This is a genomic window from Ornithinibacillus massiliensis (genome assembly GCF_018310345.1).
Taxonomy (GTDB): Bacteria; Bacillota; Bacilli; order Bacillales; family Amphibacillaceae; genus Ornithinibacillus; species Ornithinibacillus massiliensis.
This window is the reverse complement of the sequence record NZ_JAGXBY010000002.1, coordinates 184214-209246: the sequence shown is the minus strand read 5'-3', so window position 1 is coordinate 209246 and position 25033 is coordinate 184214. Positions and strand designations below refer to the sequence as shown.

General features: G+C 35.9%; 29 protein-coding genes, 6 tRNA genes and 2 riboswitches. Of the genes, 13 read left to right on the top strand and 22 right to left on the bottom strand.

All coding sequences use genetic code 11. The features are described 5' to 3' along the window. Window positions 1-13: 13 nt before the first annotated feature. Window positions 14-1126 carry a glycine cleavage system aminomethyltransferase GcvT gene (gene gcvT, locus KGF86_RS05180; RefSeq protein WP_186869898.1) on the bottom strand — a complete coding sequence of 371 codons (1113 nt, stop codon included), beginning with the start codon at window positions 1124-1126 and terminating at the stop codon, window positions 14-16. A 90-nt stretch (window positions 1127-1216) separates the two neighbouring features. Further along, window positions 1217-1303, bottom strand: a riboswitch (glycine riboswitch). A gap of 3 nt (window positions 1304-1306) precedes the next feature. After that, window positions 1307-1407, bottom strand: a riboswitch (glycine riboswitch). Window positions 1408-1556: 149 nt separating this feature from the next. On the opposite strand from gcvT, the gene KGF86_RS05175 reads away from it, so the two are divergent. Both KGF86_RS05175 and KGF86_RS05170 read left to right on the top strand, forming a co-directional pair. Then, on the top strand, window positions 1557-3221 hold the full coding sequence (locus KGF86_RS05175) for a DEAD/DEAH box helicase (protein ID WP_211741303.1): 1665 nt from the start codon (window positions 1557-1559) through the stop codon (window positions 3219-3221). Beyond that, the gene (locus KGF86_RS05170; RefSeq protein WP_211741302.1) at window positions 3211-3993 is read left to right on the top strand and encodes a YqhG family protein; all 783 of its coding nucleotides are present in this window, start codon (window positions 3211-3213) and stop codon (window positions 3991-3993) included. The genes KGF86_RS05175 and KGF86_RS05170 overlap by 11 nt, the downstream gene beginning before the upstream one ends. A gap of 61 nt (window positions 3994-4054) precedes the next feature. On the opposite strand, the gene KGF86_RS05165 is transcribed toward KGF86_RS05170, so the two are convergent. Further along, the gene (locus KGF86_RS05165) at window positions 4055-4240 is read right to left on the bottom strand and encodes a YqzE family protein (RefSeq protein WP_186869966.1); all 186 of its coding nucleotides are present in this window, start codon (window positions 4238-4240) and stop codon (window positions 4055-4057) included. Between the two features lie 30 nt (window positions 4241-4270). Then, complete coding sequence (locus KGF86_RS05160; RefSeq protein WP_211741301.1) at window positions 4271-4786, bottom strand: shikimate kinase; 516 nt, start codon at window positions 4784-4786, stop codon at window positions 4271-4273. Window positions 4787-4886: 100 nt separating this feature from the next. On the opposite strand from KGF86_RS05160, the gene comGA reads away from it, so the two are divergent. The 8 genes from comGA to KGF86_RS05120 all read left to right on the top strand — a co-directional run bounded on the left by comGA (window position 4887) and on the right by KGF86_RS05120 (window position 9106). Further along, window positions 4887-5897 carry a competence type IV pilus ATPase ComGA gene (gene comGA / locus KGF86_RS05155; protein ID WP_211741300.1) on the top strand — a complete coding sequence of 337 codons (1011 nt, stop codon included), beginning with the start codon at window positions 4887-4889 and terminating at the stop codon, window positions 5895-5897. After that, window positions 5860-6912, top strand: a complete 1053-nt coding sequence (locus KGF86_RS05150; protein WP_211741299.1) for a type II secretion system F family protein — start codon at window positions 5860-5862, stop codon at window positions 6910-6912. Before comGA ends, KGF86_RS05150 begins: the two co-directional genes overlap by 38 nt. A 13-nt stretch (window positions 6913-6925) precedes the next feature. Continuing rightward, window positions 6926-7240 (top strand): competence type IV pilus major pilin ComGC, encoded by a 315-nt coding sequence (comGC, locus tag KGF86_RS05145; RefSeq protein WP_211741298.1) that lies wholly within the window; start codon window positions 6926-6928, stop codon window positions 7238-7240. Beyond that, window positions 7233-7658 (top strand): competence type IV pilus minor pilin ComGD, encoded by a 426-nt coding sequence (comGD, locus tag KGF86_RS05140; RefSeq protein WP_186869905.1) that lies wholly within the window; start codon window positions 7233-7235, stop codon window positions 7656-7658. The genes comGC and comGD overlap by 8 nt, the downstream gene beginning before the upstream one ends. Then, window positions 7645-7980, top strand: coding sequence for a prepilin-type N-terminal cleavage/methylation domain-containing protein (locus KGF86_RS05135; RefSeq protein WP_211741297.1), 336 nt, complete (start codon window positions 7645-7647; stop codon window positions 7978-7980). The genes comGD and KGF86_RS05135 overlap by 14 nt, the downstream gene beginning before the upstream one ends. Further along, window positions 7964-8383, top strand: coding sequence for a competence type IV pilus minor pilin ComGF (comGF, locus tag KGF86_RS05130; protein ID WP_186869907.1), 420 nt, complete (start codon window positions 7964-7966; stop codon window positions 8381-8383). Before KGF86_RS05135 ends, comGF begins: the two co-directional genes overlap by 17 nt. After that, on the top strand, window positions 8355-8747 hold the full coding sequence (locus KGF86_RS05125) for a hypothetical protein (RefSeq protein ID WP_211741296.1): 393 nt from the start codon (window positions 8355-8357) through the stop codon (window positions 8745-8747). Before comGF ends, KGF86_RS05125 begins: the two co-directional genes overlap by 29 nt. A gap of 116 nt (window positions 8748-8863) precedes the next feature. Further along, a complete protein-coding gene (locus KGF86_RS05120) occupies window positions 8864-9106 on the top strand; it encodes a DUF2626 domain-containing protein (RefSeq protein WP_186869909.1) in 243 nt (80 codons plus the stop codon). A gap of 51 nt (window positions 9107-9157) precedes the next feature. Here the strand turns inward: KGF86_RS05120 and KGF86_RS05115 are convergent, their stop codons facing one another. After that, window positions 9158-9784: an MBL fold metallo-hydrolase gene (locus tag KGF86_RS05115; protein WP_211741295.1), complete on the bottom strand. Its 627-nt coding sequence runs from the start codon at window positions 9782-9784 to the stop codon at window positions 9158-9160. 173 nt (window positions 9785-9957) lie between these two features. Here KGF86_RS05115 and KGF86_RS05110 point away from each other — a divergent pair, with 173 nt between their 5' ends. Continuing rightward, complete coding sequence (locus KGF86_RS05110) at window positions 9958-10140, top strand: DUF2759 family protein (RefSeq protein ID WP_186869911.1); 183 nt, start codon at window positions 9958-9960, stop codon at window positions 10138-10140. Between the two features lie 98 nt (window positions 10141-10238). Here KGF86_RS05110 and KGF86_RS05105 read toward each other — a convergent pair whose 3' ends face one another. The 8 genes from KGF86_RS05105 to rpmG all read right to left on the bottom strand — a co-directional run bounded on the left by KGF86_RS05105 (window position 10239) and on the right by rpmG (window position 17989). Next, window positions 10239-12104 (bottom strand): LTA synthase family protein, encoded by a 1866-nt coding sequence (locus KGF86_RS05105; protein ID WP_186869912.1) that lies wholly within the window; start codon window positions 12102-12104, stop codon window positions 10239-10241. A 159-nt stretch (window positions 12105-12263) separates the two neighbouring features. Beyond that, window positions 12264-13226 (bottom strand): ROK family glucokinase, encoded by a 963-nt coding sequence (locus tag KGF86_RS05100; protein ID WP_186869913.1) that lies wholly within the window; start codon window positions 13224-13226, stop codon window positions 12264-12266. Next, window positions 13226-13435: a YqgQ family protein gene (locus tag KGF86_RS05095; protein ID WP_186869914.1), complete on the bottom strand. Its 210-nt coding sequence runs from the start codon at window positions 13433-13435 to the stop codon at window positions 13226-13228. Before KGF86_RS05095 ends, KGF86_RS05100 begins: the two co-directional genes overlap by 1 nt. Window positions 13436-13509: 74 nt before the next feature. Beyond that, window positions 13510-14967, bottom strand: coding sequence for a spore germination protein (locus KGF86_RS05090; RefSeq protein WP_211741294.1), 1458 nt, complete (start codon window positions 14965-14967; stop codon window positions 13510-13512). A 300-nt stretch (window positions 14968-15267) separates the two neighbouring features. After that, the gene (locus tag KGF86_RS05085; protein WP_211741293.1) at window positions 15268-16812 is read right to left on the bottom strand and encodes a rhomboid family protein; all 1545 of its coding nucleotides are present in this window, start codon (window positions 16810-16812) and stop codon (window positions 15268-15270) included. A gap of 129 nt (window positions 16813-16941) precedes the next feature. Next, on the bottom strand, window positions 16942-17139 hold the full coding sequence (locus tag KGF86_RS05080) for a hypothetical protein (protein WP_211741292.1): 198 nt from the start codon (window positions 17137-17139) through the stop codon (window positions 16942-16944). 58 nt (window positions 17140-17197) lie between these two features. Beyond that, window positions 17198-17755, bottom strand: a complete 558-nt coding sequence (locus KGF86_RS05075; RefSeq protein WP_186869918.1) for a 5-formyltetrahydrofolate cyclo-ligase — start codon at window positions 17753-17755, stop codon at window positions 17198-17200. Between the two features lie 84 nt (window positions 17756-17839). Next, window positions 17840-17989 carry a 50S ribosomal protein L33 gene (rpmG, locus tag KGF86_RS05070; protein WP_026681152.1) on the bottom strand — a complete coding sequence of 50 codons (150 nt, stop codon included), beginning with the start codon at window positions 17987-17989 and terminating at the stop codon, window positions 17840-17842. A 175-nt stretch (window positions 17990-18164) separates the two neighbouring features. Between rpmG and KGF86_RS05065 the strand changes: the two genes are divergently transcribed. After that, a complete protein-coding gene (locus tag KGF86_RS05065) occupies window positions 18165-18374 on the top strand; it encodes a hypothetical protein (protein WP_186869919.1) in 210 nt (69 codons plus the stop codon). A gap of 23 nt (window positions 18375-18397) precedes the next feature. After that, entirely contained in the window at window positions 18398-18988 is a 591-nt protein-coding gene (locus KGF86_RS05060) for an endolytic transglycosylase MltG (protein WP_211741291.1), read from the top strand. Between the two features lie 45 nt (window positions 18989-19033). Here the strand turns inward: KGF86_RS05060 and phoU are convergent, their stop codons facing one another. The 10 genes from phoU to KGF86_RS05010 all read right to left on the bottom strand — a co-directional run bounded on the left by phoU (window position 19034) and on the right by KGF86_RS05010 (window position 24939). After that, window positions 19034-19693, bottom strand: a complete 660-nt coding sequence (phoU, locus tag KGF86_RS05055; protein ID WP_211741290.1) for a phosphate signaling complex protein PhoU — start codon at window positions 19691-19693, stop codon at window positions 19034-19036. A 138-nt stretch (window positions 19694-19831) separates the two neighbouring features. After that, window positions 19832-21976 carry a peptidoglycan D,D-transpeptidase FtsI family protein gene (locus tag KGF86_RS05050; protein ID WP_211741289.1) on the bottom strand — a complete coding sequence of 715 codons (2145 nt, stop codon included), beginning with the start codon at window positions 21974-21976 and terminating at the stop codon, window positions 19832-19834. 71 nt (window positions 21977-22047) lie between these two features. Further along, window positions 22048-23322 carry an MFS transporter gene (locus tag KGF86_RS05045; protein WP_186869923.1) on the bottom strand — a complete coding sequence of 425 codons (1275 nt, stop codon included), beginning with the start codon at window positions 23320-23322 and terminating at the stop codon, window positions 22048-22050. A gap of 123 nt (window positions 23323-23445) precedes the next feature. Continuing rightward, on the bottom strand, window positions 23446-24057 hold the full coding sequence (gene sodA / locus KGF86_RS05040; RefSeq protein ID WP_186869924.1) for a superoxide dismutase SodA: 612 nt from the start codon (window positions 24055-24057) through the stop codon (window positions 23446-23448). 164 nt (window positions 24058-24221) lie between these two features. Then, window positions 24222-24297: transfer RNA gene (locus KGF86_RS05035), tRNA-Phe, on the bottom strand. 194 nt (window positions 24298-24491) lie between these two features. Continuing rightward, a tRNA-Ser gene (locus KGF86_RS05030) sits at window positions 24492-24584 on the bottom strand. A 9-nt stretch (window positions 24585-24593) separates the two neighbouring features. Next, window positions 24594-24670, bottom strand: a tRNA-Ile gene (locus KGF86_RS05025). Between the two features lie 9 nt (window positions 24671-24679). Next, window positions 24680-24755, bottom strand: a tRNA-His gene (locus KGF86_RS05020). Between the two features lie 25 nt (window positions 24756-24780). Next, window positions 24781-24857, bottom strand: a tRNA-Met gene (locus KGF86_RS05015). Between the two features lie 7 nt (window positions 24858-24864). Further along, window positions 24865-24939 (bottom strand) — tRNA-Asn (locus tag KGF86_RS05010). Between the last annotated feature and the right edge of the window lie 94 nt (window positions 24940-25033).

The following is a 25033-nucleotide window of genomic DNA, read 5'->3' as shown; positions in this document are numbered from 1 at the left end:
CCATTCCCCCCTATTAATCTTGCTTTAAGAATTTTCTCGAAATGATTTTTGCCCGTAGTCTACGTTTTCTTACCTGTATCTCTAGTTCCGTACCAGCTTCAGCAAATTCTGACCGCAATAAAGCTAAGCCAATATTTTTTTGTAATGTAGGAGATTGTGTACCAGAGGTGACAACCCCTACTTCTTCCTCTCCGTGAAACACTTCATATCCATGACGAGGGATACCTTTATCAATCATTTCTATACCGACTATTTTCCGTTTAGTTCCATGTTCTACTTGCTCTTTTAACACCGATTTCCCAATAAAGTCAGCTTCTTTATTGACTTTAACTGCAAAACCTAAACCAGCTTCTATCGGTGTAATAGTGGAAGAGAGCTCCTGTCCATATAATGGGAGGTTAGCTTCGAATCGAAGTGTATCTCTTGCTCCAAGACCAACCGGTAAAATTCCTTTTTCTTTTCCAGCTTCAAGTAGTACATTCCATAATTTTGGACCATCTGCACTAGCAATATATAATTCAAATCCATCCTCACCAGTGTAGCCTGTTCTCGAAACTAAAACTGGGGTTTGTACTCCTTTAATGGCTACTTCCTTCTCAAATCGAAAAAATTTAATCTCGCTTAGGTTTGTACTTGTAACAGATTGTAAGATTTCTTCCGCCTTTGGACCTTGTAATGCTAGTTGTGCATATTCAGAAGAAACATTTTTAATGGTAACGTCTTCTTCTGTAAATTGGTTATTCTTAACCATCCATTCATAATCTTTTTCAGTATTTGCCGCATTTACAACGACTAAGTATTCATTATCATTGACCATATATATTAGAAAATCATCAACAGTGCCACCATCTTCATAACACATGAGTGCATATTGTGCTTTATTTGGCACTAATTTGGATACATCATTTGTCGTAACGTATTGTAAAAAGTCAAGCGCTTTCCGACCTGTTACTAAAATTTCACCCATATGGGATACATCAAATAAACCTGCTTTCGTTCTTGTCGCCTCATGCTCTTCTTTGATGCTGGAGAATTGGACTGGTAAATCCCATCCACCAAAGTCAATTGTCTTTGCCCCAAGCTTTTCATACTCAGGAAAAATTGGGGTTCTTTTCAGTTCACTCACAATTTCCACTCCCTTTTAAATTTTCTAATTATTATCCATAAAAATAGAGACAGTATACTATGGAGGATCTATTATCCCCTTTTATACTGTCCCTGTCCTGTAACCAGAAAGTTTAACATTTCCTATAAGAAAATGCGTGCTTCGTGGGTGGTTTACCGAAGTAAACACTCTCCAGAGGTGCGTCCTACAAGAGTTCTTTTGCCTGAGAGATTCGCAAAATTGCTTGCTCCTTCGGCGTTACTAATCATACATAGAAGAGTAATCTCTCCCCCTGTAATCATCCGCTTCTTATGAAATTCTAACTTTTGGTTATACTATGTATCAAAACTATTTTACTTACTAGATTTTTCGCTTTTATTATACCATATTACAGTTAAAATGTATCGTTAATATTCATCCATGATGAAACTATTGATAAAGGACGTATCGTATGAAACATATAGACATTATCCATGATTCAAACTTTATTGAGACGTTAGATGAAAAGTTAGAGCAGGATGGCCCTTTTTCCTCTTGGGAGCTTTTCCAGATGGCTTATAAAGCAGAGCTTACTACAATAACGAAGGACTTTCATGGTTTACGAGCTCTTGAATTTTTACCAGATATGGAGTTTTTACCACATCAAATTGAGACAGCCAAACAAGCTATTGAAGAGATGAATGGACGGGCAATTTTAGCTGATGAAGTTGGCCTAGGAAAAACAATAGAAGCTGGATTAATATTAAAGGAGTACATGATTCGTGGTCTAGTGAAGAAAGTACTTATTCTTGTTCCTGCTTCCCTAGTGAATCAATGGGTAAAGGAACTTAATGAAAAATTTTATATTCCGGCTGCTACTTTTCGTAAGCATTTCCCATGGGATCAATACGATATTATTGTGACATCGATTGATACAGCAAAACGTTCGCCTCACCGGGAAGCGATATTAGATATTGATTATGATTTTATCCTCATTGATGAAGCACATAAAATAAAGAATCATAAAACAAAAAACTATGAATTTGTACGGGCATTAAGGAAGAAATATTGTTTACTATTAACCGCGACACCGGTACAAAATCAATTAATCGAGATCTTCAACCTAGTATCGATATTAAAGCCTGGCCACTTAGGAAATTATGAATCATTCTTAGAAAAGTATGGTAGAGATCGTAAAAAGTTAAATCAGGATGTTTATTTAAAGCAGCTCGTTCAAAAAGTGATGGTACGAAATACTAGAAAGGATACGAAATTGGATCATGCAAAACGGCATATCGAAACCATATGGGTCGATTTTACACCGGAAGAATATGACGTATATAACGAGCTGGATCATACCTTTCAACCTTTCTCATCTTTTTCAAAGATTACATTTCTACGAGAGCTTTGTTCTTCCCGTGAGGCTTGCTATCTATCTCTCCAAAAATTTGTTAATGATGAAGAAAGTCAAGGAAGAGAGATATTAAAGCCGATTATTGATAAAATTGGCCAACTCCCGCATCATGCCAAAGCACATAAAGTGGTTGAGCTAATGAAACAAATTGGTGATGAAAAAGTGATTATCTTCACCGAATACCGAGCTTCACAGCTTTATTTACAGTGGTTTTTACAGCAGCATGGAATTACTTCAGTTCCTTTCCGTGGTGGTTTTAAACGCGGAAAGAAGGACTGGATGAAACAACTCTTCCAAGATAAAGCACAAGTGTTAATTGCCACAGAAGCCGGTGGTGAAGGAATCAATTTACAGTTTTGTCATTATATGATTAATTATGACCTTCCTTGGAATCCGATGCGCTTAGAACAACGAATCGGTAGAATCCATCGCTATGGTCAAGAAAAGGATGTGCATATTTACAATTTTGCGATTCGTAATACATTGGAAGAGCATATAATGAAATTACTCTATGAAAAAATTGCTCTTTTTGAAAAAGTAGTTGGACATTTAGACGACATATTAGCCGAGCTTAATATTGATAGCTTTGAAGGAGAAGTAAAAACAATTATAAACGAATCCTCCTCTACTGGAGAGGTAAAAATTAAATTAGATAATTTAGCTTCTATTATTCATCATACACATCAGAATACATTCCAAGAGGAGTCTCAATATGGCAATTAATCTCCATTCATTTTTAGAAGACTATTTCACTGCTCATCATTGTGACATACTTTCTAATCGTGAAGGTGTACTTAAGGTACAGTTAAATGAGAAAATGGACCGCGCTCTAATGAATAGGCCATTTTATTGGCATTACATTAAAAAAATGGGACGAGAGGGTGATCCGATGCAACTCACCTTGATTACAAACCCCTCGTCATTAGAAGAAAAGGGTGAGCGAATTCATTTCGGTAGTCCCCGACTTCAACAAATATTGAATCATTTAAAAGAAAATGAACGCTATACTAGACTATTTGAGGTGGTACACACTAATCAAAATACCGCCCTACATCCGTGGCTCGTCATCAACTTAAAATTGAGCTACATTGGAAAACTAAAAAAAGATGAAGTATTTTCAATTGGGTTAAACTTGCTAAATGGCATAATGAAAACGGAAATAATGGATACCTTAATGAAGAAGGAGTTTCTCATGCAGATTTCGGATTATTGCTATACCATTACTCCGTTAATTAAACCAAAGAGTGGGTATAACAGAATTTTAACAGTCATCAACCAATACATCCAGGACCTTGAGCACGACTGGGCAAAAGAATCCCTTGAAGAATTAGACAAGGAAATTGAATTACTAAAGCATTTCTATGAGGGGGATCAAGAGGAAGATGTTGAACAAATGGAGAATGAATTACAAGGCTTAAAAGAACGTTATCAGCCAAAAATCGAACTTACTGTAATTAATGGTGGGATTTTTTATTTAGATGCTTCTAACAAGTAAAAAAGCCTCCATAGGGTCTGACAAATGACTTCATGTTCAGACCCTATCCTAATAGAGGCATTCATTCAGCCTTTTTAAACATAGACTTAATTGCCACTGGTAACACACCAAACCATTTGTTGCCTATCGTGACTTGCGTTCTCTGTGCCTTTTGTTCTAATCGCTTTTTTCTACGTTCTTCTTTTGGAAGATCAATATACGATACAACTTGCTGGGTCATAAATTTCACATAATCGTTTCCTTTTATGATAACCACCCCTTATTTATAGGATTATGTTTAGTCTTCACTATCCAAAATCCCTTTATACCTGTACAGGCTTACAATTTCTTCTATTATCTCCTTTGTCGTTCGGTTATCACAATGAACAATATAATCCGCAGAATATTCATAGATTTTATTTCTTTTGTCAAATAAAGCTTTATTCTGTTTTTCATCCTTCCATAATGGACGGGATTGATCGCGTGTTAATCTTAATTTAATGGTATCAAAGGAAGTCTTTAAGTAAATAATTATCCCATTTTCTTTCATATACGAAATATTTTCACTTCGTTCTATAATTCCCCCACCGGTTGCAATAATTGGTGTAGTCTTTAATGCTTTTAATGTCTCGGTTTCATACGTACGAAATGCTTCTTCTCCCTCTTCTTTAAATATATCTACAATACGTTTATGTAATCTACCCTCAATCGCCTCATCCAGATCGATATAATCGATTCCATACTGTTCCTTAATCGAGCGACCGACAGTAGTTTTACCGCTTCCCATGAAGCCAATTAAATATAGCTGTTTCAAACTTATTTACTCCTCTTTTAAAAAAATTTTAAGAAAAAAGAAGGATTTACCCGTTTTATGTCGAATCAAGATATAGAATAAAAGATGGAGGTGTTGCCTATTGACTACTGCTGAAAGATTATCCCGTCATATCATTACAAATGCTATTGAAAACCAAGCCACGGATATCCACTTCTACCCCTTTGAAACGACGACAAATATTTACTTCCGCGTATATGGTAAACGAATACTTTATCAATCGATATCAACTAATCGTTATGAATCCCTTCTTACTTATTATAAGTTTACATCAGGCATGGATATCGGTGAAAATAGAAAGCCCCAAAATGGGACACTTTTTCACTCCACAAAATCCGATAAATACTCCCTTCGGCTGTCTACTTTACCAGTTAACCAATTAGAAAGCCTAGCTATTCGACTCCTTCCACAACAGCAAAACCTATCTCTGGAACAACTATTTCTCTTTAAACAACAACTTCATACAATCAAAACGTGGATGAATCCCCCAGCAGGTTTAATTTTGTTTTCTGGACCAACCGGGAGTGGGAAAACGACAACATTATATGCATTACTAGAGTCCGCTTTAAAGGATGAATCCTTCCAGACCATTACACTTGAAGACCCAATTGAGAAAAATATCCAAGACATTTTACAAGTACAAGTAAATGAAAAAGCAGGTATTACATACCAAACAGGACTTAAAGCCGCACTGCGTCATGATCCAGATATTATCATGGTTGGAGAAATTCGAGATAGGGAAACAGCTAAATTTGCCTTTGAAGCATCCTTAACAGGACATTTAGTGTTGAGTACCATTCATGCTAAGAATACCCAAGGGACGATTCATCGTTTACTCGAAATGGGGATAACCCCTTCTGAATTAGAACAATCGCTAATTGGGATTGCGTCGATTCAGTTATTATCCATATTAACGTGTAACCCAACACAAAAACGCGCAGCTATCTTAGAAATATTAGATGGAGAATTATTAAGTCAGGTTATCAATGGCATAGTAATCGATCTCCATGAGTCTAAGCATTCATTTGAATACCTACGAAGGAAGGCTTATATCTATGGATTTATCTCTAAAGATACCTTTGAAACGTTTTAATAAAAAGCTAAACATACCTACTCAATTAACCTTTTTAAAACGATTATCCAGAGCACTAACCAATGGGTACCCATTATTAGCGGCATTAGAAACATTAAAATGGGATAAGAGCTTATTTCACCTATCAGAAGATATCATCCACCATATCAAACGTGGCTACACCTTAGATCAATCACTAGAAAAACTCTCTTTTCATCCCATTATCACGTCTTATCTCTTTTTCGCAAAGGAACATGGGGATTTAGATGCCAGTATAACGAAATGTCTTGCTATCTTCGAAAAGAGAATCCATCATCTGAAAAAATTCACCCAAGTGATCCGTTATCCAATTATACTGCTAATTGTATTTTCAATTGCATTTTTGTTTATTCAACATTCTGTTGTACCTAATCTCCTTACCCTTTTTCAGCAACATGAACAAAATTCGTTTATTATTCATTCGGCCATTCGATTGTCTTCCCTTCTATACTATAGCACCATTCTTATTCTAATAATTCTATTCATCATGTATTGGATATGGAAACAAATAAAAGCTACTATACCTATCGGACTACAAATTAAGATTTATCGTTCTACCCCCTTGTACCGAAACTATTTAACATTAAATACTTCCTTCTTATTTGCAACACATGTTGAATCCCTGTTAAAAACCGGACTACCAATAAAGGATGTCCTTACGATTCTTTCCAAACAAGAAAAACTGCCATTGCTTTCCTATTATTCAACGCAATTAACAAATGGTCTCAATCATGGTGTACCTATTTCACAGCTTATGACTGAGCTAACATTCATCAGCCCACAACTTGCCTCGATATTTCAACAGAATAGTAATGCGGATACTTTAGAGAAAGATCTCGCTACGTACTCTGCTTATATCACAGAAGAAATAAATGAAAAAATAGTTAAGTTCATCACCTATATCCAGCCAGTCTTTTTCATCCTGCTTGGGTTAGTGATTATTCTGATTTACCTATCATTGTTAGTACCAATGTATCAATTTATTGAAACCATCTAAAGGGGCGATTTAAATGTTTAAAAACCAAAAAGCATTTACCTTAATCGAAATGCTTGTCGTATTAATGATAGTCTCTGTTTTGATGATTCTTATCATCCCTAATTTGGGAAATAAGAGCCAAGAAGCACAAGGTAAAGGGTGTGATGCATTAGTCTCTGTCGTACAAGCTCAAATCGATACATTTTATTTAGACTCTCATACGTTTCCAGCTAGCCTCAATGAACTGGTGAACAAAGGTTATATTCGTGAAAATCAAAAGCAATGCTCCAATAATGAGCTTGTATATAATTCTGTAAATGGAACCGTATCGGCACCAGAAAATGAATGATAAACAATTAGGATTTTCCCTCTTGGAAACGTTAGTTGCCCTAGCTATTCTGGCAATTATTCTTTCGATTAGTGTGCCGGTAAGTCATGCTTTATTAGGAAAGCTAGCAGAAGAAAAAATTCTAGCGCAATTCCAATACGATGTTCTCTTCTTACAAAATCAATCTATGGTTACAAACGACTATTTACGAATCAAGCTAGATCAAAACAGCTATACCCTAATTGGCGATAGTATAGATCCAATCGAACGGAAACTTCCAAATGGTTGGAGAATCGATCAACGCACACTTCAAAGCATTTCCTTTAATGAAAACGGAACGATCAGATATGCGGGTACCATACAATTTTCCTCACCAACAAATAGCTATATCGTTGTCTTTCCAATTGGTAAAGGACGTGGTTATATTGAGAAACAGTAGAGGATTTACTATGACAGAGGCATTAGTCTCTTTAGCAGTGCTAATCGTCATTAGCACTGCTCTCCTTCCTCTAACTTCATTCATTTCCCTTGAAAGAGAAGCACTAAGTCTTAAAAGGGCCATCACTTATCATTTACATGATGAATTACATTCAGTATTGTGGTACGGTGTCCCTTCCGATACGTACTATGAATCAATAGAACAAGTAGAGATAGGAATGACATTTACTGTGATGGATGATGATATTATTCAAGGCTGTGCAAATTGGACAAATATAAACAGCAGACAGGAAGAGGTATGTCTTTATGGCGTTAAAGAATAGTGAAAAAGGTTTTACATTACTAAATCAATTATTCAGTTTACTAATTCTCATAATCTGTATACCGATTCAAGGGGCGATTTTAAATACATTACATCACCAAAACACTTACTACGAAGAATTATCCATTCAACAATTTTTTAATTTCATTCAAAGAGAGGTCAATCAATCCATTGCTTGTACTACTCACTCGAATAAAATCGTACTTCATTTATATAATGATGATGTTGTCACCATCGAGTTATATCGACAATTAGTTCGAAGACAATTGAATGGCAAAGGTCATGAAATATATTTACGCGATATCGAAAGTTTTCAAATTAGTTCGTTACCATTTGGGTTTACAATTCACGTCACATCCTTAAAGGGAGATCACTATGAGAAAACGATTGGATTTTGTCCATAATGAAAAGGGATTTATCCTCCCCTCGGTCCTCTTATTGACTACCTTCGTATTACTAAACTTCTCAACCAATATGTTAGCCTATCAACATGATTTAAAAATAACCTATAATTTAATCGAACAAATCAATGCCCAAACTCTATTCCAAATGAGTTATATAACGTATAAAAAAGACTACGTTCCCCAAAATAAGGATGAAAACCTAACCTATCAATTTCCTAACGGGATAGTAAACATACGGTCTAAGGGGTATGGAGAGTTTATTCAGTTACGCTTTAACATAGAAACGAATCAATCGAAAGTCTTATTCGTCTCGGAAATGGTAAAGCCAGCACCTAATTCCAATCAATTCCAAGAGATAGAATAATTTTAACTCTCTGCTTATTTGTTAATAAATTTCAAACAAATAATATGTATCGTTTACATTATTCTTTGACTTGTATATAATAACATTGATGACGTCACCGAAAAGGAGGGGAAATGATGGACAGAATGTTTAGAGTCCTTGCCTTTTGGACTGGTATCTTTACGGTAATGTTTTATGTTGGCGGTATGGTCAACACTTCTTTACTATTCCTAGTTCAAACGGTATTTTTCCTAACAGTAAGTTATTTGAAATTATCTGAGCGTATGTACATGTACTTGTTCGGAGCTTATTGTACTGTTTTCATGATAGGTTTTACATGGTATTCAGAATTTATTTTAGTGCCTGGTTTCGGGCATTAAGGAACAAAAACCCTGCTTACATATGGATTCGTCGCAGGGTTTTTGTTTTATCTATTTTTGGGGTATAAATGGGTTATACCTTTTCTCCTCACCAATGGTCGTTGTTGGACCATGCCCCGGGTATACCGTAATTTCATTGGCTAATTTATACAAAGTATTCCATATTGTATCTTGTAAGGTAGCAAAATCACCACCAGGTAAATCAGTCCTACCAATACCACGATTAAATAATACATCCCCACTAAAAATTGCCTTTTCCGCTTGCATTAAATAACTTATACTTCCTGGCGAATGCCCTGGGGTATACAGTACGTCGAATTCAAATGGACCAATTGAAAAATTACCGGGTCCTAGGAGGACATCTGGTGCTGAAGTGATGATTTCCTCACCAATAAAAGCTAAAGAACGATTAAGGCTAGGATCCTCTAACCATGTCGCTTCTTCCTTATGCATATAGACCTTTATGTTGTAATGGGTACGTAACAGTTCAACCGCACCAATATGATCAAAATGTGCGTGGGTTAACAGGATTGCAATCGGCTTCAGATTATTTTCTGCCAACCAATTCATTAATCGCTTTCCATCCCCACCTGGGTCGATTATGATGACTTGTTCGGAATTATGTACAAGATAACAATTCGTACCAAGTGGCCCTAATGGGATTTGCTTGATTTCCATTGATTGTCTCCTCCTATCTCGAATGTGAAGAAATTAGAAATATTTTGTGATATTCTCGACAAAACCATAATTTTATACTAGAATAAATGTGGTAGTATGATACATATTAATATAAATATCGTAATTAAACAAACAAAGATGATTAGCTTAGTATAAGGAGGTTTATTGTAACGATGTCACTACATATAGTTTTAGGTATTATCTTTTTAGTAGTTGCAATTGTAGCAGTTGTTTCTTTTGTAAGACAGCTAAAATATCGTAATTTTTTAGCTCTAATCTTTTCCGCACTAACTGTTTTAGCATTTGGATTTTTCTCAATAGGCACCATTATTTCTGCTATAAAGGAATCACTATAATAGAAGAAAAACTACACATTCCGTTTCTGATGTGTAGTTTTTTCTTTATTCATAAAACATATTAAGCTGCCAATATACCACTTTTTAGTTATTACATGTTATCTAGAGTCAAAAAAACGAAACAAATCTCCATAGATAATACTATCTGAATACTCCAGTTCTTTTTTTACTGTTTCGCTAAGCTCGAAACATGTATCCGCCTCTTCTAGAACCTCTCCACTAGTAAAGTCATAGCAGCTATCATTCGTATAGATATAGTCGTTCGTGATAACGTCCCCATTTCGAAGCGCAATATAATCCTTACGATCATCTACAAATAAATCATTACCAAAATAAATATCGTCTTTATGCTCGATGCCTAAAAGACTAAGAATCGTCGGCTTCAAATCAATTTGTCCGCTAATGGTTGACCTTGCTTCCCCTTTTCCATGACCAGGGATGTGAATGAATAAAGGAACACGTTGTAATTGTACATGGTCATATGGTGTTATTTCGTCCTTCTCTAAATACATGCTCATCGCCTTATTATGATTAGAACTAATGCCATAATGATCACCCATTATAATAATAATCGACTTATCGTAGATACCTGAATCTTTTAGCATCTGGAAGAATTCCTCAATGGATTCATCCATATAACGAACTGTTGGAAAGTAATTATTCAGTGTATTAGAATTTGAATCATATCGTTCGATTGATTTATCCATCTCATCGAGTTCAAATGGGAAATGATTGGTTAAGGTTATAAATTTTGCGTAATACGGTTCCGTAAGCGTGGTCAGATATTTCATTGACTGCTCAAAGAATGGCTTATCCTTTAATCCCCAACCAACACTATTATAATCGTTTACTTCATATGCATCGACATCATAGAAATGATCAAAACCTAAACTCGGATACATTTGATCCCGATTATAAAAGCTATCATTATTCGCATGGAAAACTGTCGTATGATACCCTTCATTTCCAAGCATTTCAGGTAATGCATAATAATCATTTTGGGCATGAGTATAGAACACAGCACCTCTTGGAAGCGGGTATAGTGAGTTTTCTGTTAAAAATTCAGAGTCAGATGTCTTCCCTTGCTCTGTTTGGTGATAGAAATTCTCAAAATAATACGTATCCTCATCTTCTATTAAACGATTAAGAAAAGGTGTAACTTCTTGACCATTTACCGTGTTATTTATAACAAAGGTTTGTAATGATTCGGCAGAAATAAATATCACATTCTTATCTTTTGCTACCCCGAATAATTCTGATTCCCCATTCGTTTCAATGACATTATCTACATACTCCTTGATAGTAGGTAACTCACTACCGTCAGCAAATACATGCTGTGTTTTTACCTTTGAATGTAATACAACATCATAAACATGGTAATTAAATAACCCAATATATTTCACTAGGTATTCCCTATCAAATGCCCTTGTAAATAGCTGTGGTCGCTCCATTTCTGCGAGGAAGAAATTCCCAACTAAAAGAGCTAGTGATAATGCTAACGCACATACCTTACCGCTTCTTGGGTATTTCGTTACCACAAGTTCTTGATGTTTCTTACTCAAATACCAAATGACAATCACATCAAGAAACAGTAAAATGTCATACATCTTAATCAAAGATAAAATACTAGATCCTAAATCTCCCATCGTTCCACCTTGGATTAATTGTGGAACTGTAATGAAATCAGAGAAAGATCGGTAGAATACTAGATTGGCAAAAATAATTAACGTGCCGATCAGGATCATATAACGTACATACTTCATTTGTCTTTCCGGCTTCGTAATCCAAACGCTCAAGCCAAATATTAAAAAGGCTGAAACAAATGGGTTAATCAATAAGATAAACTCTTGCATAGAATTCTCTAAATCCAATGAAAATAAAAAACGATAGACAATATATGTTTTTAAACCGAATAATAGAGTTGCTAAAACATATAAAGGAAGCCTTATTCCTTTACTTTTCATCCTATTTCCTCCTAAGAAATTACTGCTTTACTATATGTTTTTCAAGCTAGTATTGTTAGGACATAAATGTCAATCAGGAAAAACATGCTATCCTATTAGACGTTTTAGTTAACAAAAAAGTTTCAAAATAATGACACTTTATAGAAGAAAAATTAATTACTAGTTACTATTTTCTATTACTAAATACGCTGCACCAATGATTCCAGCATCATTACCTAGCTCTGCTATTCGAATTTCACATGCTCTACTTGTTCTTGCTAAAGCATATTTTGTAAACGATTTCTTAATAGGTTGTAATAATTGATCTCCAGCCTTTGACACGCCTCCACCGATTAGTATTTTGGAAGGATTTACTGTCACAGCTAAATTAGCTAACACAAGGCCTAATATGTCTGCTGTATGGTTAACGATTTGAATACTATTCTCATCGCCATTAGCTGCTAATTCAAATATATGCTTAGCCGTGATCGCTCCGTACTGGTTCTGTATTTGAGCTAGTTTGCAGCTTGGATCGTCTTCCATAAACTTCTCAGCTTGACGAACAATTCCGGTAGCAGAAGCAATCGTCTCCAAACATCCCTTACGACCACAATTACAAGGATAGCCATTTGGATCAACCGTAATATGTCCAATTTCACCTGCAGTCCCATTAACACCATTTATGATCTTGCCACCAGCTATTACTCCTCCACCTACGCCTGTTCCTAGAGTAACAGCAAGAATATCATTAGATTGGTTACCCGCACCTAACCAATTTTCACCTAAAACGGCAATATTGGCATCGTTTTCCACATATACTGGTAAACCTGTTTTACTAGACATATAGTCAGCTAGATTAAAATCTTTCCAACCAAGATTTACTGCTTCATACACATACCCTTTTTCGCCATCAATAAAACCTGGCGCTCCAATTCCTATTCCAAGAACATTATGCAAATCAATAGCTAATTCTGTCAATCTACCTAAGACAGATTCCCAGATGTCGTTCATAACAGCGGTATCATCAGAAGATTTATTTGTTTCAATTTCCCATTTTTGCATGATTTCGCCGCTAGCTTTGAGGATACCGATTTTAACGGTAGTACCTCCTATATCTACTCCAACAATAATTGATTTATTCATTATTTCTCACCTTTTTCAGAATGAAGTTTGTTGATTTCTTGACGGATAATTAATAGAGATAGTCTATAGTCCTCAACATCAATAAGTCCATATGAATATAATTCTTTTATCTCCGTTTGCATTAATTCCAAATCTGCTAACCGATTACCCGTATAGATAAACGTGCCAAAACGCTTAAGTAGTTGTAGTACATCATACAAAGTATTCATTTAAATCACCAAACTTTATTATACCAAATGAAGGAAAAAGGATATAGTCATAACAACAAAAGACCCAGCCGAAATTATCGATCTGGGTCTTGGGGATGTAAAATGGTTGGTCTTTTTCGTTTAAGAGGGATTGGCGTTCGAATAAATACATCTCGAAATGCCCGAAACGAAAATGGTAATACAGGCCAGTAATAAGGTATTTCGAAAGATTTCATCCGCACTGTATATAAAATCCATAATAGTGTTCCTACCATATAACCATTCACACCAAAAGCTGCCGTTACCAATAACAAATATATGCGAACTAGACGATTAGCAAGGCTCATTTCATAGCTAGGTGTAGCATAAGTACCAATAGCAGCTATTGCTAAATACAAGATAACTTCATAGGAAAATAATCCTACTTCTATTGCGACTTGTCCTATTAGTATAGCTGCAACTAAGCCAATTGCTGTAGCTAAGGATGAAGGAGTATGTATGGCAGCCATTCTTAGCATATCAATTCCGATTTCAGCGATGATAAACTGAATTAAGATTGGTACTGCTCCCACTTCACTCAACCCAATAAATCCTAGTTCTACTGGTAGCAGCTCTGGTTGGGTCGAGAATAGAAAGTATAACGGTAATATAAAGATTGATGCCCATACTGCAATAAACCTTACAAACCGAAGATATGCTCCAACAACAGGCTTTTGACGATATTCCTCTGCATGTTGTAAGTGATGCCAATAGGTAGTCGGTGTAATGATTACGCTTGGTGATCCGTCAATAATAATTAAAACATGGCCTTCATATAAATGTGTTGCAGCTGTGTCTGGTCTTTCTGTGTACCTTACTGTCGGGAAAGGATTCCAATGTCTACCACTGATATATTCTTCAACCGTCTTCTCTGCCATCGGAAGACCATCCGTGTCAATTTCTTTTAATTTATTCTTTATGTCAACTACTCTCTTCTGGTCGGCTATATCTTCTAAATAACAAATACAGATATCCGTTTGGGACCTTCTTCCGATTTGCATATATTCCATCCGTAATGAGCGATCACGTACTCTCCTTCTCGTCAGAGCAGTATTAAACACGATTGTCTCTACATAACCATCTCTTGACCCTCTTACTACCCTTTCTAAATCAGGCTCCCCTGGTGAACGTACAGGGTATGTTCTAGCATCAATAATAATAACCTTATTGACGCCCTCAACAAGTAAGGCGGTCGGTCCACCTAAAATAGTATCGGCAGCCTGATTCAAGTCATCGACTTCATCTAATTCTACATAAGGAAGATATCGTTTTAATAATTTCGTCAGTGCATCTGGCTCTAAACTATCAGGTTCGAGTTTAGCTAGAAATTTCATAATCAGATGCAATATGTCATCTTTTACAAACCCATCAATAAAGAACATGGACATTTTTCTTCCTGCATATTCTAAATCTAAATGTACAATATCGAAGTTTTTGTCTACTTGTAATCGTTCTTGGATATAGGTGTTGTTCTGTTCATAATCCGAAAATAGTGGTTGTTTGTCGTTTTCCATAGTTCCTCCATGAAAACCTTTGATAAGATTAGTTTTCGCTTGCCATGCAATTCTATTCATAAGAGCCCTTTACACTCTACTTGTACACAAGGACATGGAGAAACTATATTTGTTAGGGAGATTCGGAAAGATTCATCCAAAATAGAATCTAAAGTTTCTTAAGCACTTTGTATGCCCTTCATACTCAGAAGGGAGCTATATAAAAATAACTCCTTACTGTACATTATCTCTCTCCAGAGACTATGTACAGGTATGGAGTTATAGAAACGGGTATTCCGTGTTAATCATGTATGCAGGAAATTAATCTTTTGAGAGTTTTTCATACATTTCCTTAATTTTATCATCTGTTGGACTTGCTTGATAAGCTGCTTCAATCATCTCTCCTGCACGTTTATCCCCTATTTGATCATACAGAATTGCCAAGTTGTAATACGCCTCTGGTAATATACTTGGTTTATCTAATAGTTGGATGCATTTTTCTAAATCGGCAATTGCTGAATCAATTTCGTTTAAGTGGATATAGGCATAAGAACGTTGAAATAAAAACATGGCTTCAAATTCCTCGGGATTTTCCAATCCTTTTGTAGCACTTGTTACAACATCTTCATACCGTTCTTCCTGGATTGATTGCTCCATATTTTGGAGGAGATAGATAGGATTCGCTTCATTCTGATGCATTCCATATATAAACACTCCGATGCACAATGCAACATAAATAATTAAGGCACCAAGCTGTAATAGAACATTCTTTTTCTTTGGAAAGTGTACGATACCAGCTACTATAAAACCGGCAACTAATCCTCCCATATGTGCCGAAACATCTAATTGTGGCATAGCAAATCCTAATAAAATGTTAATGCCTAACAGAATCAAGATATCTCTGCCAATTGTTTGTAGAAAAATACGTCGATGAAATAAGCCAAAATATATAAACGCACCGAATAATCCATACAGAGCTCCAGACGCTCCAGCGGATAAGTTAGTTACAAAGGCAAAACTAGCGATACCCCCACCTATTCCGGCAAGCATATAGATAACGAAGAATCTTGCAGAACCAAATATCCTCTCCGTTAAAGAACCAAAAAAATAAAGGAATAACATATTGGAGGCAAAGTGTAATAGGCCAATGTGTAAAAACATAGAGGAAATAATTCGCCACCATTCCCCATCCATAATTAACGGGTTATATTTTGCCCCATATTCCATCAATGTAACATTATTTTGACTACCTCCATTTAATTCTAATAAAAGAAAGAAAATAGCATTTATCGCAATTAGAAAATACGTAATAAACGGCTTTCCATAATTAAAAACATTACGCTCTTGTTTTTGTTTTTCCTGAACTTTATGAAACAATTCAACTTTATATTGCTGAGTAGTTGTTTCCATCAGTTCTTCACTTATATGATCTTCATCGTTTATAAACGTGACTCCAATATTCTGTTCTAATCTATTTCGTTCTGGTTCTATTTCATCCCCAGATAAGTAATATATCTTCATTTGAATCGGATTTTTATCCTGAACCGTCAATGGTTTTTTCAGTATTTCCCAGCTATCAATTGGTGTATGTGGGGAAATATAAACATTATGTATGTGAATATCTTTACCTTTTAACAATTTTCTCAGTGCACCAGCTTTTTGAAATACGATGCCGATGTCTTTCTTGAGATGATTTTTCCAATCAAATCCACTCGCAGATAACCGAACTACTGTAGAGGTCTTATTTTCATACTTCTCTAACCATATTTCCTCTACTTTATTGTTAAGGTATAACACATCATAACGATGTTCCTTAACCAACTGCTGGGCTATTGAGTACATTAGGTATATTTCGTTGTGCTCCATTCCTTCCCCTCCCCTTACATCATATCAAATTCAACAAATAAATGCTGAATCTAAAATTAGCTTCTTTATCGTTCTAGTCGTTGATAATATGTATGACAAAAAAAGAAGCTGTAAAAAACCCAGCTCCTTTTACATGGTTGAATCGGTTGGTTCCTTGAAAAATCTTGGGAGAATATTCTTCCGGATAGATGGTAAATTCATGGATATGGAAACGGCTATTTTTCTTAAGAAACTCACCGCTAACATGGCGTTCATGATCTTATATCGCCATTTATAAACGACAGAAATCATGGCAACAAAAACAGTTAATATCATAAATACTCTCATCTAAACACCCCTTCAAAACTTTGATGTTTATAGTCTTATCCTTCTAGTCAAAAATATTCTATATAATAAACCCATCCTCAGATAACAAATGCTTTACTGCTATATCATGAGCTTCAACCGAGATCCTTTCCACAAGTTGTATATTACTAAGGATAGCAATGGTATTACCTTGATAGGAAGCTAAAAATCGGTCATAGTACCCGCCTCCAAATCCAATTCGAAACCCATGTGAATCAAATACTACCCCTGGAACTAAAATTAGATCCATTTGATGCTTGGAAAGGAAATTCTCTTCAATTGGCTTGGGTTCTAAAAGATTGGAATACACAGTTTCTAACTCTGCGAAGCTATGTAATCGATAGAAGGCCATTTCTTTCTCCTCTGGATAACATTTCGGAACAGCCATTACTTTTCCCTGTCTCCAGCCCTCTTCAATGATTTCTTTTGTATCCCATTCAAATCCCCTTGATATAGTGACACCAATAGTATTGGCTTCCTTCCAGTAGTCAGATTGGAATAAGTTGGTTTGAAGTTTTTTCTCTATCTGGTTTCTTTCCTGGTCGGTTATAGCTTGCAGACGTTGAATGACTTGTTTACGGAGTTGTTCTTTTTGCATGAATCACATCTCCTACTTTGTCGTATTTAGTATAAAAAAAGCTTGCTCCTAGCCATTGGTAAGAGCAAGCTTTTCCGTGAATCATTATTTTGTTTCACGGTGTAAAGTATGTTTTTTAAGACGTGGACAATATTTCATAAGCTCAATACGCTCAGGATTCGTACGCTTATTTTTTGTTGTAATGTAATTACGATCTCCCGTTTCGGTACAAGCTAAAGTAATGTTTACGCGCATGTTTTTCCCTCCAAACTTATAGTAAACTTGCATTAATCGCATCTATTAGTTCTTTTCAGACTTATTAATAATAGCAGATGTTTAGCAATCAATCAAGTACATGGAAAAAATTTATGGTTCCCTCGTGTCGAAATGTGTGATATAACTAATAATGTATATGAATGGAGGTTATAGAATGATTATTGCGGGAGTAACCATTGTTGTTGTTGCTGTTGTACTATTTGTACTTTCCTTTTTCTTAAATGACCGCTTTGAGAAAATTGAAAGTGAATTAGAGCAACTATCAATTTCGACAATGCAAGATACGTATCAGCTTAAGAAAAAAGTAAAAGTATTAGAAGAAGAATTACTTACAGAAGATTATCAAGAAACAGATGTTAATTAATCTATTAAAGTAAGGTGGAAAATATGAAGCAGACCATACGTGCATTTGCAGTAGGACTATGTACAGCAGCAATCATTATGTTAGTTGTCTCTTACTTTTCAGATGGCTCGAGTCAAAATTTATCTGACATGCCAATTGAAGAGGTATTAAAACATGTAAAAGAACAAGGATATCATGTACTATCTGAAGAGGATTACATATCCTTATCCATGAACCACAAAGTGGAAAAGGAAGAAACCGAGAATTCTTCAGAGTCAGAAGAAGCTAATGAGAATGAGAATGAGAATGAGAACGAGAAAGAGGAAGCTGGTGAGAAAGAGAAATCTGATGAAAGTGCTAGCGATTCAGACGAAAGTTCTTCTGAGGAATCTTCTAATAACGAGCCAGAAGAGGAACAAGAAGAAGCGGTTAAATCATATACGTTAACCATAGAATCCGGTATGCCATCCTCAACGATTAGTAATCAGCTTGAGGAAAATGGGATTATCGATAATGCAAGAGATTTCAGTAACTATTTAGAAGATAAGGGCTATGCTAAACGAGTTCAACTTGGTGAATTCACGTTAACTAGTGATATGAGTCATTACGAAATAGCAGAAGCACTAACTAGATAAAATGGAAGAGGATTTTAGGTATAGCCTAATTCCTCTTCCTTTTCTTTAATCATTTAAATCTACTATTTCTCCTTTAACCAGAAACAAAATACTTTCCCCGATATTTGTAATATGATCCGCAAAACGTTCAATATATCGGGCACTGAAAGCGATTTGCATCACATATTGAACCTCTTCGGAGTTGATGGCCGTTTTACTCAACATATCCGTCACTACTTGTTTATAAAGTTTATCTACTTTATCATCCATCTGTGCCAATTTGTGTGCAGCGGTAATATCTTCTTGTTGAAATGCAATGATCGCTGTATCTAACATTGCTAAAGCAGTATCACGCATAGTCTTTAATTCCTTTGGTAACTCTTCTAAATAGTGATCTCCTAAGCGTATCGTTGCTTTTGCTATATTCTTAGCATTATCACCCATCCGTTCTATATCGGTGACCACTCGTAAAGCAATAATTAATCGTCTAAGATCGGTTGCAACGGGTTGTTGCTTAGCAATTAATAGAATTGCTTTATCATTAATTGCTGCTTCTTCTTTATCAATTACTTTATCCTCTTCTACAACTTGTTTTGCTAGCTCTATATCCTGATTAAATAACGCATCCATACATTTAATTAATGCACTTTTAGCCAAATTTGCTAATTGGATGATATCTTGATTTAGTGTATCCATCTCTGAATGGAACTGTCCTCTACTAAGCATAAAATCGTCTCCCCTAATTAAAGTACACCTATCATAGTCCTTCAATATAAAGGCTATATTAACTATATGTAAAATTATTGTAAAAATATGTTTTCATGATAAAGACCCTAAGACTTTGTTACTGTCTTAGGGTCTTTGTTATTCGCTTTGATCTTCTTCTATTTCATCATTTTCAGTTGCTGAATTTTCTTCGTTTGTACCTTTATCGCGTTGCTCTTTAAGTGTAAAATAAGCCTCCATTATTCTACGAGTAATATTTTGGTTAATTTGGTAATCCGTATTTTCATCTAAGTTTGGAACGATTACTGATAAGGCAATCTCTGGGTTATCATATGGAGCATATGCTACCATCGTTAGATTAATGGTTTTGTATAAATTACCGTTTATCGTAATATCATTCTGAGCTGTACCAGTTTTCCCAGCTGCTTTAAAATTAGTGCCTCTAAAATAGCTATACGAAGTCCCACCTGGCTCCTGATATACTTGACGGAAGCCTTCTTGAACTCTTGCAATTAGACTGTCATCCATTACGATTTTATTTAATACTTTTGGATTTATACTTTTATATATGGATCCCATGTCCTCATCATTCGTCGATGGATTACGAACTTCCTTCAAGAAATGTGGTTGTACACGGTAACCACCATTAGCAATAGTAGACACATATTGAGCAAGCTGCATGGCACTAAACGTATCATACTGACCAATCGCATAGTCCATTAGTAAGCCGGCTTCTTTTTTAGGTCCAGTATAGCCAGTTGTTTCATTTGGATAATCAACACCGGTTTCTACACCTAAGCCGAACTGTTTAAAATAATTTCTCATTTGTTCAAATGCAGCCGGATCAAAACTGATCTTCTTATTTTCGTAATAATTATATTCTCCACCCATTTTCATCGCTATATAGAACATGTATACGTTGGAAGAACGTCTAAGCGCATCTAAATCATTAACCCGTCCTAAATTTGTCCATGATCCCTTTTGTGGGGTCCCGAGGATTTTAATTGGTGTATCAAATACGCTATTGCCAGGACTGATAACACCTGATTCATATCCTGCAAGGACGGTAGCCCCTTTAACAGTGGATCCAGGTCGGTAGCCGTCCGTCATTGTTCGAAAGGCCGAATCTACAATTTCATCTTGCTCAATCACACTAGTTTCTGGATCATCTAAATAACTCTGACCAGCAACGGATAATAACTCACCAGTATGTGGATCCATCACTACCGCTAAAGCATGTTGAAGATATCTATTTTTCCCGCCTTGTGTAGCAGCTTTAAGTTCTGACCTTAGTATTTCATCTACCTTTTCTTGAAATTCCATGTCAATACTAAGAACTAAGTCCTTACCACTTTCACCAGGTACCACTACTTCCGAATCAAGAATGACACCACTTTTACTCATCGTATATTTAACCTGTTCTTTTCTACCTCTTAACAGGTCTTCATATTGCTTTTCTAATCCAGTATCACCAACTCGATCATTACGATTATAGCCTTTGGCCAAATAGGTATCAATTGATTCAGCCGGTATTCCTTCTTTTTCGGTTGTCACATTTCCTAAAAGATTTCGTAATGTCTGTTCAAAAGGATATTCACGTACCCAATCTGTTGTGGCATTTATGCCAGGTAAAGACGCTAGGTGTTCTGCAACTTTTGCATATTCTTCCGGCGTCACATTTTCACTTTTTACAATTTGTGGTGATAATGAATAGGCACGGTCAAGCTCTTTTTTAATGAGGATAATTTCTAGATCCTGCTCAGTAAGGTCTTCATATTCTTCCTCCGTGATTCGCTCAAGTACAGTATTATATTGTTCTGCTGGATCCATTTCAGCAGCTTCCTCTTTAGTTAACTTCTCTTTAACCTCTTCGTCATTTAAAAGGTACCAATACTCTTTTTTATCCCGTTCGGTTATTCTGTTAAGTTGTTTTTCTCTTTTTTCTGGATCTGGGTCGAACATATCAATATATTTCGAAAGTTCCTGTGCAACGTTCAACCGATCCATTGCCTGCACACCTTTAGGTGGCGTATACGTAATAGCGTACATCGGCTTGTTTTTTACTACTACATTGTAGTTTCGATCATAAATCTCTCCACGTGGTACCGGTATCTTCGTTATATCCTCTGTTGTTTTATTTATTTCTTCCTGAAAGCTTTCCCCATTAAGTATCTGGACTACTCCAAGCTGTAAAATAAGCACCGCAAACAATAAAAATACTATAAAAAATAATATATTTAATCGAAAGGGAAGTTGGGCTTTTTGTTTTTTTTCCTTCTTCATATTTCTCCCCCATTATAAGCAAAATTTAGATTCTCTCTATCTCTATATTATAGCATTAATGATTGAAAAATTTAACGGTTTTTTTCATCGGTCACCTGATCTTTTATGAGTACGTCCTTTTTATTTGAACTAGTTAAATAAATATTTCTGCTATAGAAATAAACACCTAAGTGCATAGCCCCAAATACAACAAGTAGTATAGGTATAATTTTCTCTGTTTCAAATACGGTGATACTTAAGATGAATGTCATAATAGAGATAACCCGGCCAATATTTGTAAACAATTCTCTAACTACGATATATTCAATGCGTAATTCGCCTGCTTTCCATGCCTTTCCAATGACATCATATGTCATGGATGCATAGGGTACATTTACTATGGGGTATGCAATACCAATAATAATACCGTAGATGATTAACGTACTATAGCTAGCATGGATTAAAATAATGAATAATGCGAGGTACAGCATTAAGCTACCAATCAGAATAGCCTTTTTACGCTTGAAAGGCTTTATAAATTTCGTAGCTAGAAAATAAAAGACAAAGGAAAAACCAGAGAAGTAAAGATTAAACATACCGAGTGAAAGTTCACTTTGTGTCACGATATATACCCATATAGTAATGACAAATAGGAAAATTCCCTCACGTAATCCTTGAAAAAAATGAGCCTTTAATATTCGATTCCAATTTTTATTATGATTCTTCTCTAGGACTACACGCTTAAATAGGTAATCACCATTCGCAGGTCTTCTGATTAAAAAGAAGCTACAGGCTACCGCGCAAATGAATAAAATGAAGGATGCGGTAAAAATGGTACTGTACCCAATATTAGCTGGCATCTTGGAAATAATAAATCCAGCTGTAATTGGACCAATCATACCACCTAAAGACTGTAAAACACCTAAAAAACCATTAAAAAGATCCCGAGTCTCTGGTTCGGTAATTTCAAATGTTAGTACATTAAACGCTAACCAATAAAAGCCATAACCAATACCTAATAAACTTCCTAATAATAGGTTAAAATACGCTGCTTTCTCTCCTATCATAAGTACCGTTAAAAAAAACAGCGATAAAAAAATTACACCCAATCTTAAAACAATGACGCGATCCACCTTTTTCGCTATTTTTCCAGCCACTATAAAGGTAATCGGTTGAAACACAAAGATAGCAAGATTATAAAAAGCTATCGTGTAATAGTTTCCTTCTGCTTGTTTCCATAAGTAAATATTTACAAATGTATTGGATAAATATATACCTAATGAATATAGTCCACCTATTACTAATAATAGGATTAAATCACGATTAATTTCAGTTTTTCCGAAAACAAATTGTAAGCTTTTATGCATATTGAATTGCCCCTTTTCTCTCTTTCCTTAGTGTGAGCAATTCAAATAGAGATATACGAAAAGAAAAAAGGATGTCACAAAGAGACTTATCTCTCTGCGACATCCTTCTATCTATAAAAAGCGTTATTTAGCTTCACTGTAGTTTTTCGCAACTTGATCCCAGTTTACAACGTTCCAGAATGCTGAAACATAGTCAGGACGTTTGTTTTGGTAGTTTAAGTAGTAAGCATGTTCCCAAACATCAAGACCTAATACTGGTGTTTTACCTTCCATTAAAGGAGAATCTTGGTTTGGAGTGCTAGTTACCTCTAGTTCACCATTGTTTACCACTAACCATGCCCAACCTGAACCGAAGCGAGTTTTTGCAGCATTTTCAAATTCCTCTTTGAATTTATCAAAGCTACCAAATTTAGCATTAATCTTATCAGCTAGTTCACCAGTTGGTTCTCCACCACCATTTGGAGAAAGAACTTTCCAGAATAAGCTATGGTTATGATGACCTCCACCATTGTTACGTACAGCAGTACGGATGCTTTCTGGTACTGCATCCAGATTGCTAACGAGCTCTTCAAGGGACTTACCTGCTAATTCAGATTTTCCTTCAAGCGCAGCATTTAAGTTTGTAACATAAGTATTATGATGCTTTGTATGATGGATGTTCATTGTTTCTTTATCAATAGTTGGCTCTAATGCATCATATGCATAAGGTAATTCTGGTAATTCAAATTTTGCCATAATGAAATCCTCCTTCAATAATAAGTTATTTAGGGATAAAATACCCTTCACATGAAAGATTATCAGAGGTTTCCAGTTCTTGCAAATTATTTGCCCTTGTAACGTTATCTGTTGGAGAGAGAAAAAAATCCAATAAAAAAAACAAGCGATTCGCTTGTACAAAATGGTGGCTTGGGACGGAATCGAACCGCCGACACATGGATTTTCAGTCCATTGCTCTACCGACTGAGCTACCAAGCCTTGCTATATTTCATAAAAAAACATAATAAAATTTTCTTGTTATGTTTTGACCCCTGCATCTTCTAGATTATTCAAGGATGTGTATGCTTCGGGGTTACTCGTAGTTAATTCGGTGGATGTGTTGCTCGTTGCTCTACCGACTGAGCTACCAAGCCTTACGCTATGATGTTAAAAATAGTATTATTGATTATGTATGGAGGAGGTAGAGGGATTCGAACCCCCGCGCGGTTTGACCCGCCTGTCGGTTTTCAAGACCGATCCCTTCAGCCAGACTTGGGTATACCTCCGAGATTAAATGGTGGACCCTGCAGGACTCGAACCTGCGACCGATCGGTTATGAGCCGATAGCTCTAACCAACTGAGCTAAGGGTCCTAAGTTATATGGGGCGACCGGTGGGAATCGAACCCACGAGTGCCGGAGCCACAATCCGGTGCGTTAACCACTTCGCCACGGCCGCCATGATGTTTAAAATAAAATAAGAATGGTAGCGGCGGAGGGGATCGAACCCACGACCTCACGGGTATGAACCGTACGCTCTCGCCAGCTGAGCTACGCCGCCATTTTGTTGGCTCCACAGGTAGGATTCGAACCTACGACCGATCGGTTAACAGCCGATTGCTCTACCACTGAGCTACTGTGGAAAATTATCAATCTTTTAAGTAAGAAGTAGATGTCTTCTCTTTAAGTGGCACGAGATATAATATAACATGTTCAATCTTTCGTGTCAACTATTAT

Coding starts and splice junctions, on each gene's coding strand:
- KGF86_RS05080 (WP_211741292.1), bottom strand. CDS start 17,139: ATGAGAGTATTTATGATATTAACTGTTTTTGTTGCCATGATTTCTGTC.
- KGF86_RS05095 (WP_186869914.1), bottom strand. CDS start 13,435: ATGAATACTTTGTATGATGTACTACAACTACTTAAGCGTTTTGGCACG.
- comGC (WP_211741298.1), top strand. CDS start 6,926: ATGTTTAAAAACCAAAAAGCATTTACCTTAATCGAAATGCTTGTCGTA.
- sodA (WP_186869924.1), bottom strand. CDS start 24,057: ATGGCAAAATTTGAATTACCAGAATTACCTTATGCATATGATGCATTA.
- KGF86_RS05125 (WP_211741296.1), top strand. CDS start 8,355: ATGAGAAAACGATTGGATTTTGTCCATAATGAAAAGGGATTTATCCTC.
- rpmG (WP_026681152.1), bottom strand. CDS start 17,989: ATGCGCGTAAACATTACTTTAGCTTGTACCGAAACGGGAGATCGTAAT.
- KGF86_RS05085 (WP_211741293.1), bottom strand. CDS start 16,812: ATGGAGCACAACGAAATATACCTAATGTACTCAATAGCCCAGCAGTTG.
- KGF86_RS05100 (WP_186869913.1), bottom strand. CDS start 13,226: ATGAATAAATCAATTATTGTTGGAGTAGATATAGGAGGTACTACCGTT.
- KGF86_RS05120 (WP_186869909.1), top strand. CDS start 8,864: ATGGACAGAATGTTTAGAGTCCTTGCCTTTTGGACTGGTATCTTTACG.
- KGF86_RS05075 (WP_186869918.1), bottom strand. CDS start 17,755: ATGCAAAAAGAACAACTCCGTAAACAAGTCATTCAACGTCTGCAAGCT.
- comGD (WP_186869905.1), top strand. CDS start 7,233: ATGAATGATAAACAATTAGGATTTTCCCTCTTGGAAACGTTAGTTGCC.
- comGF (WP_186869907.1), top strand. CDS start 7,964: ATGGCGTTAAAGAATAGTGAAAAAGGTTTTACATTACTAAATCAATTA.
- KGF86_RS05170 (WP_211741302.1), top strand. CDS start 3,211: ATGGCAATTAATCTCCATTCATTTTTAGAAGACTATTTCACTGCTCAT.
- KGF86_RS05105 (WP_186869912.1), bottom strand. CDS start 12,104: ATGAAAAGTAAAGGAATAAGGCTTCCTTTATATGTTTTAGCAACTCTA.
- KGF86_RS05065 (WP_186869919.1), top strand. CDS start 18,165: ATGATTATTGCGGGAGTAACCATTGTTGTTGTTGCTGTTGTACTATTT.
- KGF86_RS05050 (WP_211741289.1), bottom strand. CDS start 21,976: ATGAAGAAGGAAAAAAAACAAAAAGCCCAACTTCCCTTTCGATTAAAT.
- phoU (WP_211741290.1), bottom strand. CDS start 19,693: ATGCTTAGTAGAGGACAGTTCCATTCAGAGATGGATACACTAAATCAA.
- KGF86_RS05150 (WP_211741299.1), top strand. CDS start 5,860: ATGGATTTATCTCTAAAGATACCTTTGAAACGTTTTAATAAAAAGCTA.
- KGF86_RS05060 (WP_211741291.1), top strand. CDS start 18,398: ATGAAGCAGACCATACGTGCATTTGCAGTAGGACTATGTACAGCAGCA.
- KGF86_RS05115 (WP_211741295.1), bottom strand. CDS start 9,784: ATGGAAATCAAGCAAATCCCATTAGGGCCACTTGGTACGAATTGTTAT.
- KGF86_RS05090 (WP_211741294.1), bottom strand. CDS start 14,967: ATGGAAAACGACAAACAACCACTATTTTCGGATTATGAACAGAACAAC.
- KGF86_RS05110 (WP_186869911.1), top strand. CDS start 9,958: ATGTCACTACATATAGTTTTAGGTATTATCTTTTTAGTAGTTGCAATT.
- KGF86_RS05045 (WP_186869923.1), bottom strand. CDS start 23,322: ATGCATAAAAGCTTACAATTTGTTTTCGGAAAAACTGAAATTAATCGT.
- KGF86_RS05175 (WP_211741303.1), top strand. CDS start 1,557: ATGAAACATATAGACATTATCCATGATTCAAACTTTATTGAGACGTTA.